General features: G+C 68.3%; 12 protein-coding genes. 8 read left to right on the top strand and 4 right to left on the bottom strand.

Annotation, left to right across the window (positions count from 1 at the left end):
* Positions 1-133: 133 nt before the first annotated feature.
* From mobF to ASD11_RS04910, 3 genes are read left to right on the top strand one after another with little or no spacing between them, the layout of a single operon-like run.
* Positions 134-3,727 (top strand): MobF family relaxase, encoded by a 3,594-nt coding sequence (mobF, locus tag ASD11_RS18795; protein ID WP_056284084.1) that lies wholly within the window; start codon positions 134-136, stop codon positions 3,725-3,727.
* A 56-nt stretch (positions 3,728-3,783) separates the two neighbouring features.
* Positions 3,784-4,791 carry a type IV toxin-antitoxin system AbiEi family antitoxin domain-containing protein gene (locus tag ASD11_RS04915; protein ID WP_056284082.1) on the top strand — a complete coding sequence of 336 codons (1,008 nt, stop codon included), beginning with the start codon at positions 3,784-3,786 and terminating at the stop codon, positions 4,789-4,791.
* Positions 4,784-5,689, top strand: coding sequence for a nucleotidyl transferase AbiEii/AbiGii toxin family protein (locus tag ASD11_RS04910; RefSeq protein ID WP_056284079.1), 906 nt, complete (start codon positions 4,784-4,786; stop codon positions 5,687-5,689). The genes ASD11_RS04915 and ASD11_RS04910 overlap by 8 nt, the downstream gene beginning before the upstream one ends.
* A 4-nt stretch (positions 5,690-5,693) precedes the next feature.
* Here ASD11_RS04910 and ASD11_RS04905 read toward each other — a convergent pair whose 3' ends face one another.
* Entirely contained in the window at positions 5,694-6,482 is a 789-nt protein-coding gene (locus tag ASD11_RS04905; RefSeq protein ID WP_056284076.1) for a hypothetical protein, read from the bottom strand.
* Between the two features lie 102 nt (positions 6,483-6,584).
* On the opposite strand from ASD11_RS04905, the gene ASD11_RS04900 reads away from it, so the two are divergent.
* The 3 genes from ASD11_RS04900 (at position 6,585) to ASD11_RS04890 (ending at position 9,516) form a co-directional block, all read left to right on the top strand.
* The gene (locus ASD11_RS04900; RefSeq protein WP_162246460.1) at positions 6,585-7,202 is read left to right on the top strand and encodes a helix-turn-helix domain-containing protein; all 618 of its coding nucleotides are present in this window, start codon (positions 6,585-6,587) and stop codon (positions 7,200-7,202) included.
* Between the two features lie 78 nt (positions 7,203-7,280).
* Positions 7,281-8,486 carry a hypothetical protein gene (locus ASD11_RS04895; RefSeq protein ID WP_056284070.1) on the top strand — a complete coding sequence of 402 codons (1,206 nt, stop codon included), beginning with the start codon at positions 7,281-7,283 and terminating at the stop codon, positions 8,484-8,486.
* Between the two features lie 424 nt (positions 8,487-8,910).
* Positions 8,911-9,516 (top strand): hypothetical protein, encoded by a 606-nt coding sequence (locus ASD11_RS04890; protein WP_056284066.1) that lies wholly within the window; start codon positions 8,911-8,913, stop codon positions 9,514-9,516.
* 90 nt (positions 9,517-9,606) lie between these two features.
* Here ASD11_RS04890 and ASD11_RS04885 read toward each other — a convergent pair whose 3' ends face one another.
* Positions 9,607-11,769: a glutamine synthetase III family protein gene (locus tag ASD11_RS04885; protein WP_056284063.1), complete on the bottom strand. Its 2,163-nt coding sequence runs from the start codon at positions 11,767-11,769 to the stop codon at positions 9,607-9,609.
* Positions 11,770-11,921: 152 nt separating this feature from the next.
* The gene (locus tag ASD11_RS04880; protein ID WP_056284059.1) at positions 11,922-12,140 is read right to left on the bottom strand and encodes a hypothetical protein; all 219 of its coding nucleotides are present in this window, start codon (positions 12,138-12,140) and stop codon (positions 11,922-11,924) included.
* Positions 12,141-12,205: 65 nt separating this feature from the next.
* On the opposite strand from ASD11_RS04880, the gene ASD11_RS04875 reads away from it, so the two are divergent.
* On the top strand, positions 12,206-12,646 hold the full coding sequence (locus ASD11_RS04875; protein WP_056288389.1) for a hypothetical protein: 441 nt from the start codon (positions 12,206-12,208) through the stop codon (positions 12,644-12,646).
* 66 nt (positions 12,647-12,712) lie between these two features.
* Here the strand turns inward: ASD11_RS04875 and ASD11_RS04870 are convergent, their stop codons facing one another.
* On the bottom strand, positions 12,713-14,035 hold the full coding sequence (locus tag ASD11_RS04870; RefSeq protein WP_056284055.1) for an ammonium transporter: 1,323 nt from the start codon (positions 14,033-14,035) through the stop codon (positions 12,713-12,715).
* 248 nt (positions 14,036-14,283) lie between these two features.
* Here ASD11_RS04870 and ASD11_RS04865 point away from each other — a divergent pair, with 248 nt between their 5' ends.
* Positions 14,284-14,715, top strand: a complete 432-nt coding sequence (locus ASD11_RS04865) for an SRPBCC family protein (protein WP_056284052.1) — start codon at positions 14,284-14,286, stop codon at positions 14,713-14,715.
* Positions 14,716-14,789 lie beyond the last annotated feature (74 nt).

The following is a 14,789-nucleotide window of genomic DNA, read 5'->3' as shown; positions in this document are numbered from 1 at the left end:
CTTGTCGTCCTCCTCCTGCTCGTCCTTCCCTGCTCGTCCTTCTCCTGCTTCCCGTCTTCCTCACACACCTCTTTCATCCACGGCCCGTCCCGTGGCCACTCGCGTTCTGCGCGCGGCCGTTTGGGATGTGACGATGACGCTTCACAAGCTCTCGGCGGGGTCGGGGTATGAGTACCTGACGCGGCAGGTGGCGGCTCTCGACTCGACGGAGAAGGGCGCCACTCCCCTTGCCGACTACTACTCGGCGAAGGGCGAGTCGCCCGGGCGCTGGGTCGGCTCCGGCCTCGTCGGAGTCGACGGCTTGGACACCGGCGACGTGGTGACGGCCGAGCAGATGAAGCACCTGTTCGGCACCGGGTCACATCCGCTCACGGGCGACCCGCTGGGGGCGGCGTACAAGGCCTACGACAACACCGGCGTCGACGGGTTCAACGCCGAGGTCGCCCGACGGGCGCGGGTTTCGACAAGCTCAACCACCGAGGGCGGCTCAACCACCGGGAATCCGCCGTACGACGTGGTCGCCCGGGTGCGCTCCGAGGTCGCGCGTGAGCGGTTCGTCGCCGACCACGGACGCGAGCCCAAGACTGCACGGGAGCTGTCGGACGCGCTGGCTCGCTACTCCCGGCCCCGACAGACGGCGGTGGCCGGGTTCGACCTGACGTTCTCGCCGGTGAAGTCGGTGTCCGCGCTGTGGGCCGTTGCACCTGCCGACCTCGCCCGGGCGATCGAGGAGGCACACGATGCTGCCGTCCGCGATGCGCTTGCCTTCATCGAGCGCGAGGCGGTCTTCACCCGCGAGGGGCGCAACGGTGCCCGGCAGGTCGAGACCCGCGGGCTGGTCGCGACCGCGTTCACCCACCGCGACTCCCGGGCCGGCGACCCCGACCTGCACACCCACGTCGCCGTCGCCAACAAGGTGCAGACGCGCTCGGGCAAGTGGCTGTCGATCTACGGCACGGTGCTGCACGAGCACGTCGTCGCCGCGTCGGAGACCTACAACACCGCTTTGGAGCGGCGGCTGGTCGAGGCGCTCGGGGTGGTGTTCGTCGAGCGGCCGGGTGGCGCGCGGGACAAGCGGCCGGTACGGGAAATCGACGGAGTTCCTGCCGACCTGTGTGAGCGGTGGTCGGAGCGGCGCAAGGCGATCACGGCACGGCAGCGGGAGCTGGCGCGGGAGTTCAAGCGGGCGCATGGTCGGCCGCCGACGCCGGTGGAGGCGGTGGCGTTGGCTCAGCAGGCGAACCTGGAGACCCGGGAAGCCAAGCACGAGCCGAGGTCGGAAGCCGAGCAGCGGGCGACGTGGCGGGCCGAGGCGGTTGAGGTGCTGGGCTCGGCGAGGTCGATCGACGACATGGTGTCCTCGCTCCCCCGCGCCGCGGCTCAACGGTCCGTGACGGCGTCCTGGATTCGTGAGGCAGCGGGGCGGGTGATCGCGGAGGTGGAGTCGCGGCGGGCGACGTGGCAGGTGTGGCACTTGCGGGCCGAGGGGCAGCGGCAGGTGCGTGAGGTCGCCGTACCGGCTAATCGGGTGGCCGAGGTGGTCGAGTGGATCGTCGACGATGCGATCGGACGGTTGTCGGTCAACCTCACCCCCGACGTCGATCCGATCCCTGAGCCCGCCGGGTTGCGTCGTTCGGACGGCACCAGCGTCTACCGGCACACCGGCCGCGACCACTACACCAGCCGCCGCGTGCTGGAGGCCGAGCAGCGCATCGTCGCACTTGCTGGCCGGTACGACGGCTTGGCGTGGTCGCCCGATGAGGTCGAGCTGTCGGTGCTTGCCTCCGCGCTCGAGGGCGCACGGCTCAACCGCGGCCAGGAGGTGCTGGTGACCGCGATGGCCACCAGCGGCGCGCGGGTGCAGCTCGCGCTGGCTCCGGCCGGATCTGGCAAGACCGCCGCGATGCAGGTGCTGGCGAAAGTGTGGACCGAGGGCGGCCGCAACGTGCTCGGGCTCGCGCCGTCGGCGGCGGCTGCTGCCGCGCTCGCCGAGGCAATCGCGATGCCGTGCGAGACGCTGGCCAAGCTCACCCACGACCTGGCCCACGTCCCCGACTCCGGCCTTGTCAGCTCGATCGGGCCGGGCACGCTCGTCGTGATCGACGAGGCCGGTATGGCCGACACCCTCACCCTGGCGTCCGTCATCGAGCTCGCGGTGGCGCGCGGCGCCTCGGTGCGGCTGATCGGCGACGACCGGCAGCTCGCCACCATCGGCGCCGGTGGACTGCTGCGCGACATCGCAGCCACCTTCGGCGCGATCCGGCTCGACGAGCTGGTGCGGTTCACCGACCCTGCCGAGGGCGAGGCGTCGCTGTCTCTTCGCGACGGCGATCGGGCCGCGCTGGGGTTCTACCTGGACAACGACCGCGTCCACGTCGGCGATGTCGCCTCCTCTCTCGATGACGTCTTCGCTGCTTGGTCGCGGGAACGTGCCGGTGGGCGCGACTGCCTGATGCTCGCGCCGACCCGGGAGCTGGTGCGTGAGCTGAACCTTCGCGCGCAGGCATCGCGAGGTGTTGTGGGCGGGTCGGTCGGTCTCGCCGATGGCTGCTCGGCGCATGGGGGTGACGTGGTGATCAGTCGCCGCAACGACCGACGCCTCGGGGTGAGCGGCACCGACTGGGTGAAGAACGGCGACCGCTGGATCATCACCGACGTGCGGCCCGACGGCGCCCTGTCGGTGCGGCACACCACCTCGCGGCTGCACGCGACCCTGCCCGCGGCGTACGTGGCCGAGCATGTCGAGCTCGGCTACGCCTCGACCGTCCACACTGCCCAGGGCATCACCACCGACGTCGTCCACGGGATCGTCAGCGGCACCGAGGACCGCCAGATGCTCTACACGATGCTCACCCACGGCCGGGTCGAGAACCACGCCCACATCGTGCTCTCCACCGAGCCGACGCACGCGCTGCCATCGCCGACGGTCGAGCGGGCGATGACCGCGACCGAGGTGCTCGAAGGCATCCTCGCTCGCGACGGAGCCGCCGTCTCCGCCACGTCGACGCAGGTCCGTGCCACCTCGCCAGCAGCGCAGTTTCAGGACGCCGTCGCTCGGTACGCGGACGCCGTTGCGCTCGCAACGTCCCAGATGAGAGCGAACCCCGACCTCGCCGAGCCCGGTCCGCTCCCCTGGCTCGCCGGCACCCCTTCCGAGGCGGCGTCGCACTCGGCATGGGGTCCGTACCTCGCCGCCCGATCCCGCCGAGTCTCTTCGCTCGCCGCCGAGGTCGCCGCCGATCCCGTGCTGCCGGAGTGGACGGCGAAAGACGACGACGTCCTCACTCCGGAGCTGAGGCGCGAACTGGCCGTCTGGCGAGCAGCCACCGGCGTACCCACCGACGAACGAACGCTGGCCGGGCCGGTGCCGCACGACGACCGGGAGGCGGCGTACCACCGCAACCTCACCGGCCGGATCAATGCGCGCTACGGCGAGGCCGTGAAGACCTGGGCCGACCGCATCGTCGAGTACGTCGGCAGGCGCGACGAGCAGACCGGCGAGCTCGCGAAGTACCTCGACGGTCTCGCCCGCAAGGGCATCGACGCCGAGCGCATGCTCGACCTCGCCGCCGGTCGGAAGCCGCTGCCGATAGACCACCCGACCGCCGCGCTGGCCTACCGCGTCAAGGACCTCGCCACCCCGAGGAGGCCGCGTCGGCCGGGTCCGTCGATCGACCCCTTCCCGCGGTCGCCACAGCGAGACGGCGGCCCGAAGCTTGGAATGTAGCCTTAGTTTCGCGTTAGCGGGTTGGAATGTATCGCTCTGCGCGATACTATCCAAGTATGAAGTCCACCGAGGCTCTTCGCATCCTGGCCGACCTGACTGCCTACCAGTGGGGCATGGTCACGTCGGCTCAGGCCAGCATGCACGGGATCGCCCGCCTGGACCTCTCCCGACTCGCCGAGGCCGGACACCTAGAGCGTCTCGCGCACGGCGTGTACAAGGACGCCGGAGCACCCGGCGATCAGTTCGATGACCTCCGCGCTGCCTGGCTCAGCACGGACCCCAAGCGCATGGGACACGAGCGCAGCAAGGACCGCGAGAGTGGCGTTGTCTTCGCTGGGACGTCCGCAGCGCGACTCCACGGCATCGGCGACCTCTGGGATCGCCGCTACAACTTCGTCAGCCCCACTCGCCGACAGAGCCAGCGCAGCGAGATCCGCTACAGACAGCGCAAGCTCGACCCACGCGACGTCACCACCGTCGATGGCCTGCCCGCCATGACGATCGAGTGCACCATTGCCGACCTCTTCAACGCCGAGGCCGACACCAGCCACATCGCCGATGCCCTTCGCGATGCGTCCTACAAGCACAGGCTCGACGTCGATCGTCTGCGCGAACTGCTCGCTCCACACGCGAAGCGCGAGGGCATCCGTCGGGGCGATGGAGCCGCTCTGCTCGAGCGCCTGATGGAGGTTGCAGGTATCGACGCAGACACGCTGTCGGGACGGATCGCGGCCACGCAGGAGATCGGTTCACGCGTCGCCGCCAAGTATCTCGACCAGTTCGGTGGTGTCCGACTGAAAGAGATCCTCGCTGCCCAAGAAGCAGCGAAGGTGATCCATGAGTCGTTCCCATCGCTCGATGAACAGGCCCGAGCGAAGATGCTGTCCGCCATCAACCCAACTGCAATGAAGAGGGCGCAGGAGGCCGTGCAGCGCGTGCTCATGGATTCCGGCACCATTGATGCAATCCGTAAGGCAGCGGCAGCTCAGAGTGCAAATCCCACAGTCACCCCGGAGATGATGCGTCTGATCGAGAACGCGCAGAGGGCGATGAAGAATGTCTGAGCCCTACCCCACGCCTGCCGGAGTCGAGGCCGCCATCAAGGACGCCGCCAAGAAGGCGGCGAAGGCGGATCTCTCTCTCGACGTGAATCGCCGCATTCAACTGGAGTACTTCAACCGGTTCCTCAGTCGGGTGTTCTCCGATGGCGACGAATCTGAGTGGGTTCTCAAGGGCGGCACCGGCATCCTCGCGAGGGTGCCGTCTACGCGTTCCACCCGCGACATCGACCTGTACCGCGAAGGCTTCACACTCACACAGGCCCTGGACGACCTGATCCGCCTCGCAGCGATCGACCTCGGCGACCACTTCGGCTTCGAGTACGTCGGGCACACCGACTCGATCGGCAACGACACCCAGCCCTACACCGAGGGCTACCAAGTCAAGTTCAACATCTTCATCGGGCTCAGCGCGAAGGGGAACCTCCAGGTTGATCTCGCCGTCGGCGCCGGAATGACTGGAGACGTTGTCACGACCGAGCCGGCCACCGCGCTCAACCTGCCTCGCCTGGCCAGGAACCCCTACCGTCTCTACCCCGTCGTTGACCAGATCGCTGACAAGGTCTGCGCGACGATGACCGAGTACCACGAGAAGGCGTCCAGTCGCGAGAAGGATCTGGTTGACCTCGTGGTGTTCGCGACCACGCAAGACATCGACGGCGACGACCTCCGAACCGCGATCGCCACCGAAGCACGCCGCCGAAAGATGGAGACGTTCGACCACTTCGCCGTACCGACGACATGGGGTGCGGGGTATGCCAAGCTCAGCAAGCCCGTGCCCTACTGCGCTGACTACCGCACGGTCGACCTCGCCGCAGAACTCGTCACTCGGCTCATCGACCCCGCACTGTCACGTGATGCCGCGGGCAAGACGTGGTCGCACGAATCTCTAAGCTGGACCTGACCTCTCACATCGCGGTTCGCCCTCGCTCCGCGTCCTCCCGCAGCGCTCGGATGGCGCCAGACGCGTGACGCCGGATGGACCGTGACGACAGCGCGTGGGCTTCCTCGACCATTTGCGTCACCGACGGCGTCATCAGCCCACCTCGGCCGCGGCGCCCCGGTGCGTCGATCTGCTCAGCTGCGTGGGCGAGGTCGAGCAGAAGGTCGCGATCGCTCTCGACCAGCTTGCCGGAGTCGATCCCGCGCTGGAGGAGATCGGCGAGCACCTCCCTGCCCGCCACCTCGTCGTTCGCGGGTCCGGTCGGGATGGACTCATCGAAGGCGTCAACCAGCACGGTCATCGCCCACGCCTCATCACGACGCTTGGCAAGGTCACCGACGCCGAGCTCGGCCATCGACTCCCGGTAAACGCAGTCGAGGATCTTCTTGGCGACGTACCTGTCGTCTGCGGGATCGTGTTCGCAGATCTGGACCCAGAGTTGGCCAGCCACGACCGCGTCGATCTCCTCAGCCAGGCGGCTGATGCGGCCGGCGACTCGCGCGGCACCCGGCATCAGGAGCCAGGCGAGCGCGACGTACGCCCGTCGCTCACCCTCGGCGATCTTCCGGAGAGCCGTGAGCACTCCATCGCGCTGGGCCGGCTCGGCGTCCCGCATCCAGCGCGGCAGTTCCTTCAGGTCATCCACGTCCGGCAGATCCGAGGACATCCGCCGCCACCGCGGCCACTCGGCTCGCAGTCCTCGCATGTTCGGAGCGTCGAGGTCATCGACGCCTAGGCACTTGGCAACGCTCATCACGTTGCTCCTTCCTGTCAGCCCCGGGTTGGGCAACAGGTAGGTGTGCAGGCGTCCCCAGATCGCCGAATAGAGATCTGGCTGGATATGTACGATACGGGTGTGACGAACTGGAGACCTCAGCCGAGGACGGTCATCGAGGAAGCGCGTCTCGCCAGCGGACTTGGCCAGGCCCAGCTCGCAGCCCTCGCTGGCACCTCGCAACCAACGCTGTCGGCTTACGAACGGGGCAAGAAGAGCCCCGGGCTCGCCGCAGCGGAGCGAATCGTGAACGCCGCCGGCTGGAACATCGCGCTCCAGCCGCGGGTCAGCTTCACCGAACACCCAGCGCCACCGGGATTCCGATTCCCGTTCACCGTCCCCGACCGGCTGTGGCGCCTGGAAGCCCCCGGATGCTTCCGCACGATCAAGTTCTTCGACCTCATCGAGGACGACAACGACAGGTTCTGGTGGGACCTCTCTGCCCGTGCGGACCGCAAGCTCGTGTACGAACGGCTCCTTACCTACGGGGACGAGGCCAGCCTGATCCACTGCGTCGACGGCGCGCTGCTGATCGACCTATGGAACGAGATGGAGGTACCCGAGCCGATGCGCACCCACTGGGCCGCGGTCGTCGAGGCCACGCTCCACGCACCGATCCCAGCTGAGCACGAGCTGGTCCGTCGCGACGAGGACACACGGCGCACGGCGTTCGACATCATCAAGCACGCCAACTCCTGACCAGCGCAGCCAAACAACCTGATTCGTCGGATGTGCCCACTACCGTTGGCCTGACCCGAGAAGCCCGAGGAAGCAGCGATGGACAACGAGATTCAGCTCATCAGCGACGGCGATGGCCTCGCGGTCCTCGGCGAGGAGAAGGCGGTCGAGAGGTTCCTGCGCGACGAGGGTCTCTGGGCAGCGTCAAAGGCCCTCGACCTTCGCGGACTGAAGCCGCTGCTGACGCACGGGTCCAACGTCACTCAGGCAGCCGCGGAGGTGACGGCCAACGCTGGACGCTGGATGAAGCTGACCGGGGACTCAGCCAAGGTCGCGAAGAGGTTCCCGCTTCTCAAGGACCCGAAGACCGGCAACTCCTACGCCACGGCTAAGGCGAAGGACGGGCACAAGTTCGTAAAGAACCTTCAGTTCGAGGGCGGGCCCGGATCGCTCCTGACCAATCCGGCGGCCCTTTCTGGGGCGGCGGGTCTGATGACGCAGACCGCGATCCAGCAGACCATGGCGGAAATCACCGACTACTTGGTCAGGATCGACGCGAAGGTCGACGACGTTCTCCGCAAGGTGGACGACACCGTGGTGGCCCAGATGGTCGGGGCCGGCCACACGATTGAGCGAGCACTGACTATCCGCGAGGAGACAGGCAGCGTCAACGAGACCCTCTGGTCGACAGTGGACCAGACACACCAGACGATCGGCGCGACCCAGACCTACGCGCTCGACCAACTCGACGCCGTCGCGAAAAAGTTGGAGGAAACCAAGGTCGGCGGGCTCGCCGCCGCAGCCGCACTAGCCGAGCATGAAGTGCCCAAGTGGCTTGCCGTGCTCGCACGCTGCTTCCAACTGCAAGACGCGATCGACGTGATCGAGCTCGACCGCGTTCTCGCCGAATCCCCGCATGAGCTCGACGCCTATCGACGCGGACTGAAGAAGGCCCAAGCGGGACGACGCGAACTCGTATCCGAGCACACCGCGCATCTACTGGCCCGCATGGACAAGGCCGTCGAAACGGCCAACGCGAAGATTGTCTGGAACCGAACGAAGTCCTTGGATGTCGTCGCGTCTGCCAACGATCTCGCGGCGGGACTCGATGACTTCCACGGATTGCTAACAATCGAGGCTGACCTCCGGTCGTGGGAGCCGCGTGAACTCGGGCGCGCGGCAGAAGTCGCGTCTCAGGCGATCCAGCAGAGTAAGGACAAGGGGCCGGGCGTCGTGGGCACAGCCGCCTTGGCAGCAACCGCAGTCGGCCTGGGGAAGAAGTACGGAGGCGGCGACCAGGCATAGGCGTACTGCCTTCGTCGCGACTCCGCCAAATTCCGCAGGGATTCCGCAGGAGATCCGTTCGAGGCCGAAATCGGCCAACGTCGACCATCGCGCAGGATCAGCGTTTCCGCAGGTCAAACGGCATTTTTGGGAGATAGTCAACACCGGCCAACATCCCCAACGGTGTTCGAGCTGTACTACGACATCTGAGTCTCCGGGGCTGGAGCAGCAGCGTCCTCGCGATGAGGCCTCGCCGCTGGTCCGTCAGTAGTCCGCAGGAGCTGGCACTCGGGCCGCGATCACACGGTTGATCGCGGCCCTTGTGCTGTCGTCGTGGCCCGATGCCCGAGGGAATCTGGCGCGATCCACGCTTGCACCACAGGTCAATGACAGGTTGGCGAGTGAGTGTCGTACGGAAGCACGATTCGCCCTCGGAAGGATCTGTATGAACAAGTCCACACTCGTCCGCGCCGGCATGGCCGGCACCGTCGCCGGCCTCGGTCTCGCCGCCGGCGGCGTCGCCATCGCGAATGCCGACACGACGAAGGCTCCCGACCCGTCCTCGAGCTCCTCGCGACCCGAAGGCCCGCGTGGCGACCACGCAGGACCCGGCCGAGACGCAGCCGTCATCGCGAAGGCACTCGGCCTGGACGAGGACGACGTGGCGAAGGCCATCGAGTCGGTCCGGGACGACCTTCGACCGGAGAAGCCGTCCCAGGGCACTCGACCGACGCCGCCCACCGAGGCCGAGCGCGCCAAGCAGGACGCGGCCTTCGTGAAGGCGCTGGCCAAGGAGCTCGACGTCTCCGAGGACAAGGTCGCCGATGCGGTCGAGGCGGCACAGAAGCAGGCCAGCACCGATCGTCAGGCCATGCGGTCGAAGGTCCGGGCCGCTCTGGTCAAGAAGCTGGACGCCGCAGTCACGGCCGGGACTCTCACGGCGAGCGACAAGACGTCGGTCCTGAAGGCCTTCGACGCCAAGATCATCGACGCCGGCGGACCGCACGGTCCCGGCGCCCTTCCGCCGACGCCGAAGAAGTCGTCCTCCTGACCTGACGGCCAGGAACGGCCACGACCTACGCCGAGTGCAGCGTCCCGTGGCTCCTGAGAGGCCACCGGACGCTGCACTCGGCGTGCTGGGTCAGCGGATGAAGAGCATCTCGCGGTACTTCGGCAGCGGCCACGCCTTGTCGGCGACGTCGACCTCGAGCGCGTCGGCGTAGACGCGGGCCTGGTCCATGAGTCCTCGGATCGACGTGGCCACGTGCTGCATGTGCTCGGCCGTGTCGGCGAAGTCGTGCTTCTCCAGCTCGGCGCCCAGCTCGGTGATGGTCGACATGAGGCCGTTGGCGTTGGCCGCGATGGCATCGACCACCCCCGTGTCGAGGGCAGGGACGGCGGCGTAGGTCGCCGACAGCTCCGCGAGGTAGCCCAGCGCCGCCGGGTAGATGACGGTCTTGCCGAGGTCCATCACGAGCTTCGCCTCGACGAGGACCGAGTTGATGTACTGCTCGGCATAGACCTCGTAGCGGCTGTTCAGCTCCACCGCGGACAGCACACCGGTGGAGGTGAAGAGGTCGATGACGGCCTGCTCGGTGAAGACCGGCAGAGCGTCGGCCGACGTCGGCAGGTTGCGCAGCCCGCGCTCCTTGACGGCAGCCTCGTGCCACTCGCTCGAGTAGCCGTCGCCTCCGAAGACGGCGTTGCCGTGGAGCTCCATGACCTCCTGCAGGACCGTGGCCACGGCCTCCGGCAGCTCCTTGCCCGCACCGAGCTCGGTCTCGAGCTTGGCCGCGATCCAGTCGAGGGAGTCCGCGAGCATGGTGTTCATCGCCACGAGCGGTCCCGAGACCGACTGCGACGAGCCGACCGCCCGGAACTCGAAGCGGTTGCCGGTGAAGGCGAACGGGGAGGTGCGGTTGCGGTCGCCCGGGTCGCGGGTGAACGGGAGGATCTGCGACAGGCCGAGATCCATGATGCCGCCGTCGCTCGAGGCGGAGACCTTGCCGGCCTCGATGTCGGCGTAGACGGCCTCCAGCTGGTCGCCGAGGTAGACCGACAGGATCGCCGGCGGCGCCTCGTTGGCGCCCAGGCGGTGGTCGTTGGACGCCGTGGCGATCACGGCGCGCAGCAGCGGTCCGTACAGGTGGACGCCACGGATCACGGCGCCGCAGAAGACGAGGAACTGCAGGTTCTCCTCCGGCGAGGTGCCGGGGTCGAGCAGGTTGCCCTGGGTCGCGTTGCCGACGGACCAGTTGACGTGCTTGCCCGAGCCGTTGATGCCGGCGAAGGGCTTCTCGTGCAGGAGGCACATGAAGCCGTGCTCGGCTGCCGTGGCCTTCATGACCGTCATGAGCAGCTGCTGGTGGTCGGCCGCGACGTTGGCCGCCTCGAAGTACGGGGCGATCTCGAACTGGCCGGGGGCCACCTCGTTGTGGTGCGTCTTGGCGGGGATGCCGAGCCGGTAGAGCCGGTCCTCGAACTCCTGCATGAACACCTGCACCCGGGCCGGGATGGCGCCGAAGTAGTGGTCGTCGAACTCCTGGCCCTTGGCCGGCGGGGCGCCGAAGAGCGTGCGTCCGGCGAGCAGCAGGTCGGGGCGGGCCGCCGCGAAATGTGAGTCGATGAGGAAGTACTCCTGCTCGGCGCCACAGCTCGAGTTCAAGGGCGCGATGTCGGTCTCGCCCATGAGCGCCAGGACCTTCCGCGCGGCGGTGTCCATGGCGGCGTTGGAGCGCAGCAGCGGGATCTTCTTGTCGAGGGCCTCGCCGGTCCACGACATGAAGACGCTGGGGATCATGAGCGTGGCGCCGTTCTGCGTCTGCATGATGTACGCCGGGCTCGTGGGGTCCCACGCCGTGTAGCCGCGCGCCGCGTTGGTCATGCGCAGGCTGCCGTTGGGGAACGACGAGCCGTCGGGCTCGCCCTTGATGAGCAGGCTGCCCGTGAACTCGGTGATGGCGTTGCCGTCGGCGTTGGTGACGATGAAGCCGTCGTGCTTCTCGGCCGTGATGTTCGTCAGCGGGTAGAAGACGTGCGAGAAGAACTTGGCCCCCTTGCCCATGGCCCAGTCCTTCATGGCCGCGGCCACGACGTCGGCGGTCGCCGGGTCGAGCGTCTCGCCGGTCTGCACCGTGCGCTTCATCGCCTTGAAGGCGTTCTTCGAGAGCGCCTCCTCCATCGTCGCAAGGTTGAAGACGTCGCAGCCCCAGGTCTCGCTGAGGGGACGGATCTCCGTGGTCTCGACCGGCGTGCGGGTCAGCACCTCGGTGATGGCGCTCAGGCGGATGTCGTTGGCCGGCATGTGGTGCTCGCATTCGTGGGGGAACGGGGAGCCCTCACGATAGGAGTCGCCTGTTTCGGTTCGGGATCCCTGCATTTCCGGCAGGTTTCCGACCTGCCGAGGGCCGCGACCGTGGATCGGTCGCGGCCCTCGGGTCGTTCAGCGCGGTGCGGTCAGCCGAGCACCGAGGCGGCGTCGACGGTGCCGTCGTTGGCCTCGATCGCGTCGGCGAGCTTCGTGACCTGCTCGTCGTCGAGCGTCAGGTCGGCCTCCTCGAGCCCCTTGCGGAGCTCGGCCTCGACGGTGCCCTCGGGGGCGCCGTCCTGGTAGGCGCCGACGCGGTTGACGACGAACTGGATGGCCTCGTTCTTGTCAGAAGATGTATCGCTCATGCCTCCGACGCTACCGAGGTCTGGGCGAGATGCATGTCGAGCGCAGCGGTGCGAGCGTGGGTGCCATGAGCACCCAGGACGCACCCGCACCCCGTCACCAGCGACCCGACGGCGTGAGCGACGAGACGGTCGAGGCACTCGGCAAGCTGAGCGAGGCCCTCGAGGCCGTGGAGGAGGCCCGCGGCGCGCTGTACGCCTTCCACCGGCTCTCCGGGCACGCCGACCTCCAGGTGGGTGAGGCAGCGGACCAGCTCAGGGAGGCCGGCCACGGCGGGCTCGCCGACCGGCTCGAGACCGAGCTGGTGGGCCGCAACGTCATCGACGGCCGGTGGACCTTCCAGATCGTCGAGGACTACGACGAGCACTACTACGCCACCTTCAAGGACCTCGAGCGCTCGGCTCGCGACGAGCTCATCGAGGGGAAGACCCACGTCTTCGAGGCCGAGATGAAGGAGGACCGTCGCACCCACGGTCGGCGGCACCACGAGGCCACCCCCGAGGGCTGACTCGATCCGGCCGCGCGCGGCACGACCCGTCCCGCCGCGCGGCGCCGTCCGCAGGACCGGGTGCGCTCAGGACGAGCCGTGGCCGCCGAGGTGCGGGCGCGTGCCCGACAGGGCGTGCAGGTCGTACGCGGCCTCGGCGTGGATGACCAGGTCGACACCCTGTGTCTCGTGGTCCGGGTCCACCCGGAAGCCGATGGTCCGGTCGAGGACCGCCACGATGGCTGCGGTCGCCGCGAACGAGTACAGCAGGGTCGCTCCGGCGGCGACGAGCTGCTTGCCCAGCTGGTCCGCTCCCCCGCCGTAGAAGAGTCCGTCGACCGACGTCACGTCGCTCGAGGCCAGCAGGCCGATGAGGATCGTGCCGACGAGGCCGCCCACGAGGTGGACGCCCACCACGTCGAGGGAGTCGTCGTACTTGAAGTGGTACTTCAGTCCCACCGCCCCCGCGCACACCGCGCCGGCCACCAGGCCGATGGCGAGGGCGCCGACGGGTGTCACGTGTCCGCAGGCCGGAGTGATGGCCACGAGTCCGCTCACCACACCCGACGCGGCACCGAACGAGGTGGCGTGGCCGTCGCGCCAGCGCTCCACGCCGAGCCAGGCGAGCAGGCCCGTGCAGCCCGCGAGCATCGTGTTGACGAACGCCACGGCCGCGAGGTGGTTGGCACCCAGTGCCGATCCGGCGTTGAAGCCGAACCAGCCGAACCACAGGAGCCCGGCGCCGATCATGACGAGCGTGAGGTTGTGCGGCTTCATGGGGTCGCGGCCGAAGCCCAGGCGCTGTCCGAGCACGAGCGCCGCCGCGAGACCGGCCGCGCCAGAGTTGATCTCCACGGCCGTGCCGCCCGCGAAGTCGAGGGCTCCCAGGCGGTTCACCATCCAGCCGCCCACGTGGTCGCCGTCGCTGAGGTCGAAGATCCAGTGCGCCACCGGCGCGTAGACGAGGACGGTCCAGACCGCGCAGAACACGAGCCACGTGCCGAACCGTGTGCGGTCGGCGATGGCGCCGGCGATGAGCGCCACGGTGATGACGGCGAAGAGCCCTTGGAACAGCGCGAAGAGGATCTGCGGGTAGGGCGCGCCGGGCTCGGCCTCCAACAGGCCCTTGAGACCCAGGTACTGCGTCGGGTCCCCGAAGAGCCCAAGACCCATGTCGTCGCCGAAGGCGATCGAGTAGCCCACGAGCACCCAGACCACGGTGACGACGGCGATGGCCCCGAAGACCATCATCATCATGTTGAGGACACTCTTGGCCCGGACCATGCCGCCGTAGAAGAAGGCGAGACCCGGTGCCATGAGGAGCACGAGGGCCGACGCGGCCAGGAGCCAGGCGGTGTCGCCCGCGGCGGTGGCCGCCGTCGCGGCGTCGGACAGGAGTCGGGCATCCATCAGGCTCGTCACCTCTGCGTCTCGGGGCCCGACGACGTTCGGGCCACCGCACAGCGTGACGCCTTCGCATTTCCCCCAGATCACGAAACCGTCATCGGTGTTACGAACGTGTTACGACCGGGAGGGGCACCTTTCTCGGCCCTGGGTCCCGGACGTGAGGAACGCCTCACTCCGAACGCCACCCAGGGGCAGCCGGACGGGAGAGACTGGAGGGATTCGTGTCCGCTCGACCCCGCAGGAGCTCCGCAGTGCCCCGTATCGCCCGCCGCACCTTCGTTGCCGCCCCCGCCGACCGCGTCTGGGCCCTCGTCGAGGACTTCTCCCAGTGGCACCCCCGGCTGAGCATCTACGAGGGAGGCCCCGAGGCCTCCCCCGAGCTCGTGGTGACGGTCGTCGACCGCGACGACGCGGCCCACACGCTCTCCTACTCGATGCCCGAGCCGCCGTTCCCCATCTCCGACCACCTGGCGTCGATCACGGTCACCGAGGACCGCGACACCTCGTGCTACGTGGAGTGGTCGGCGAGCTTCGAGTCCGATCCCGGCATCATGCACATGCTCGAGGACCAGCTGGGCGACGACATCTTCTCCCTGGCCCTCGACAAGCTCGCCACTGCGGCGCAGGACCAGTGGGCCGAGGTGGCCGACGCCCAGCGCGACGGCGAGGAGGCCGCGGCCTGACCCGAGGCCGCGCCACCGAGACGCAGAAGAGCCGGACCCAGCGCTGCTGGGTCCGGCTCTTTCTCGCGCTGCGG

Source organism: Aeromicrobium sp. Root495 (genome assembly GCF_001426755.1).
Lineage (GTDB): Bacteria > Actinomycetota > Actinomycetes > Propionibacteriales > Nocardioidaceae > Aeromicrobium.
Note: the sequence above shows the minus strand (reverse complement) of the source record. Positions and strands in the feature narration are given on the sequence as shown.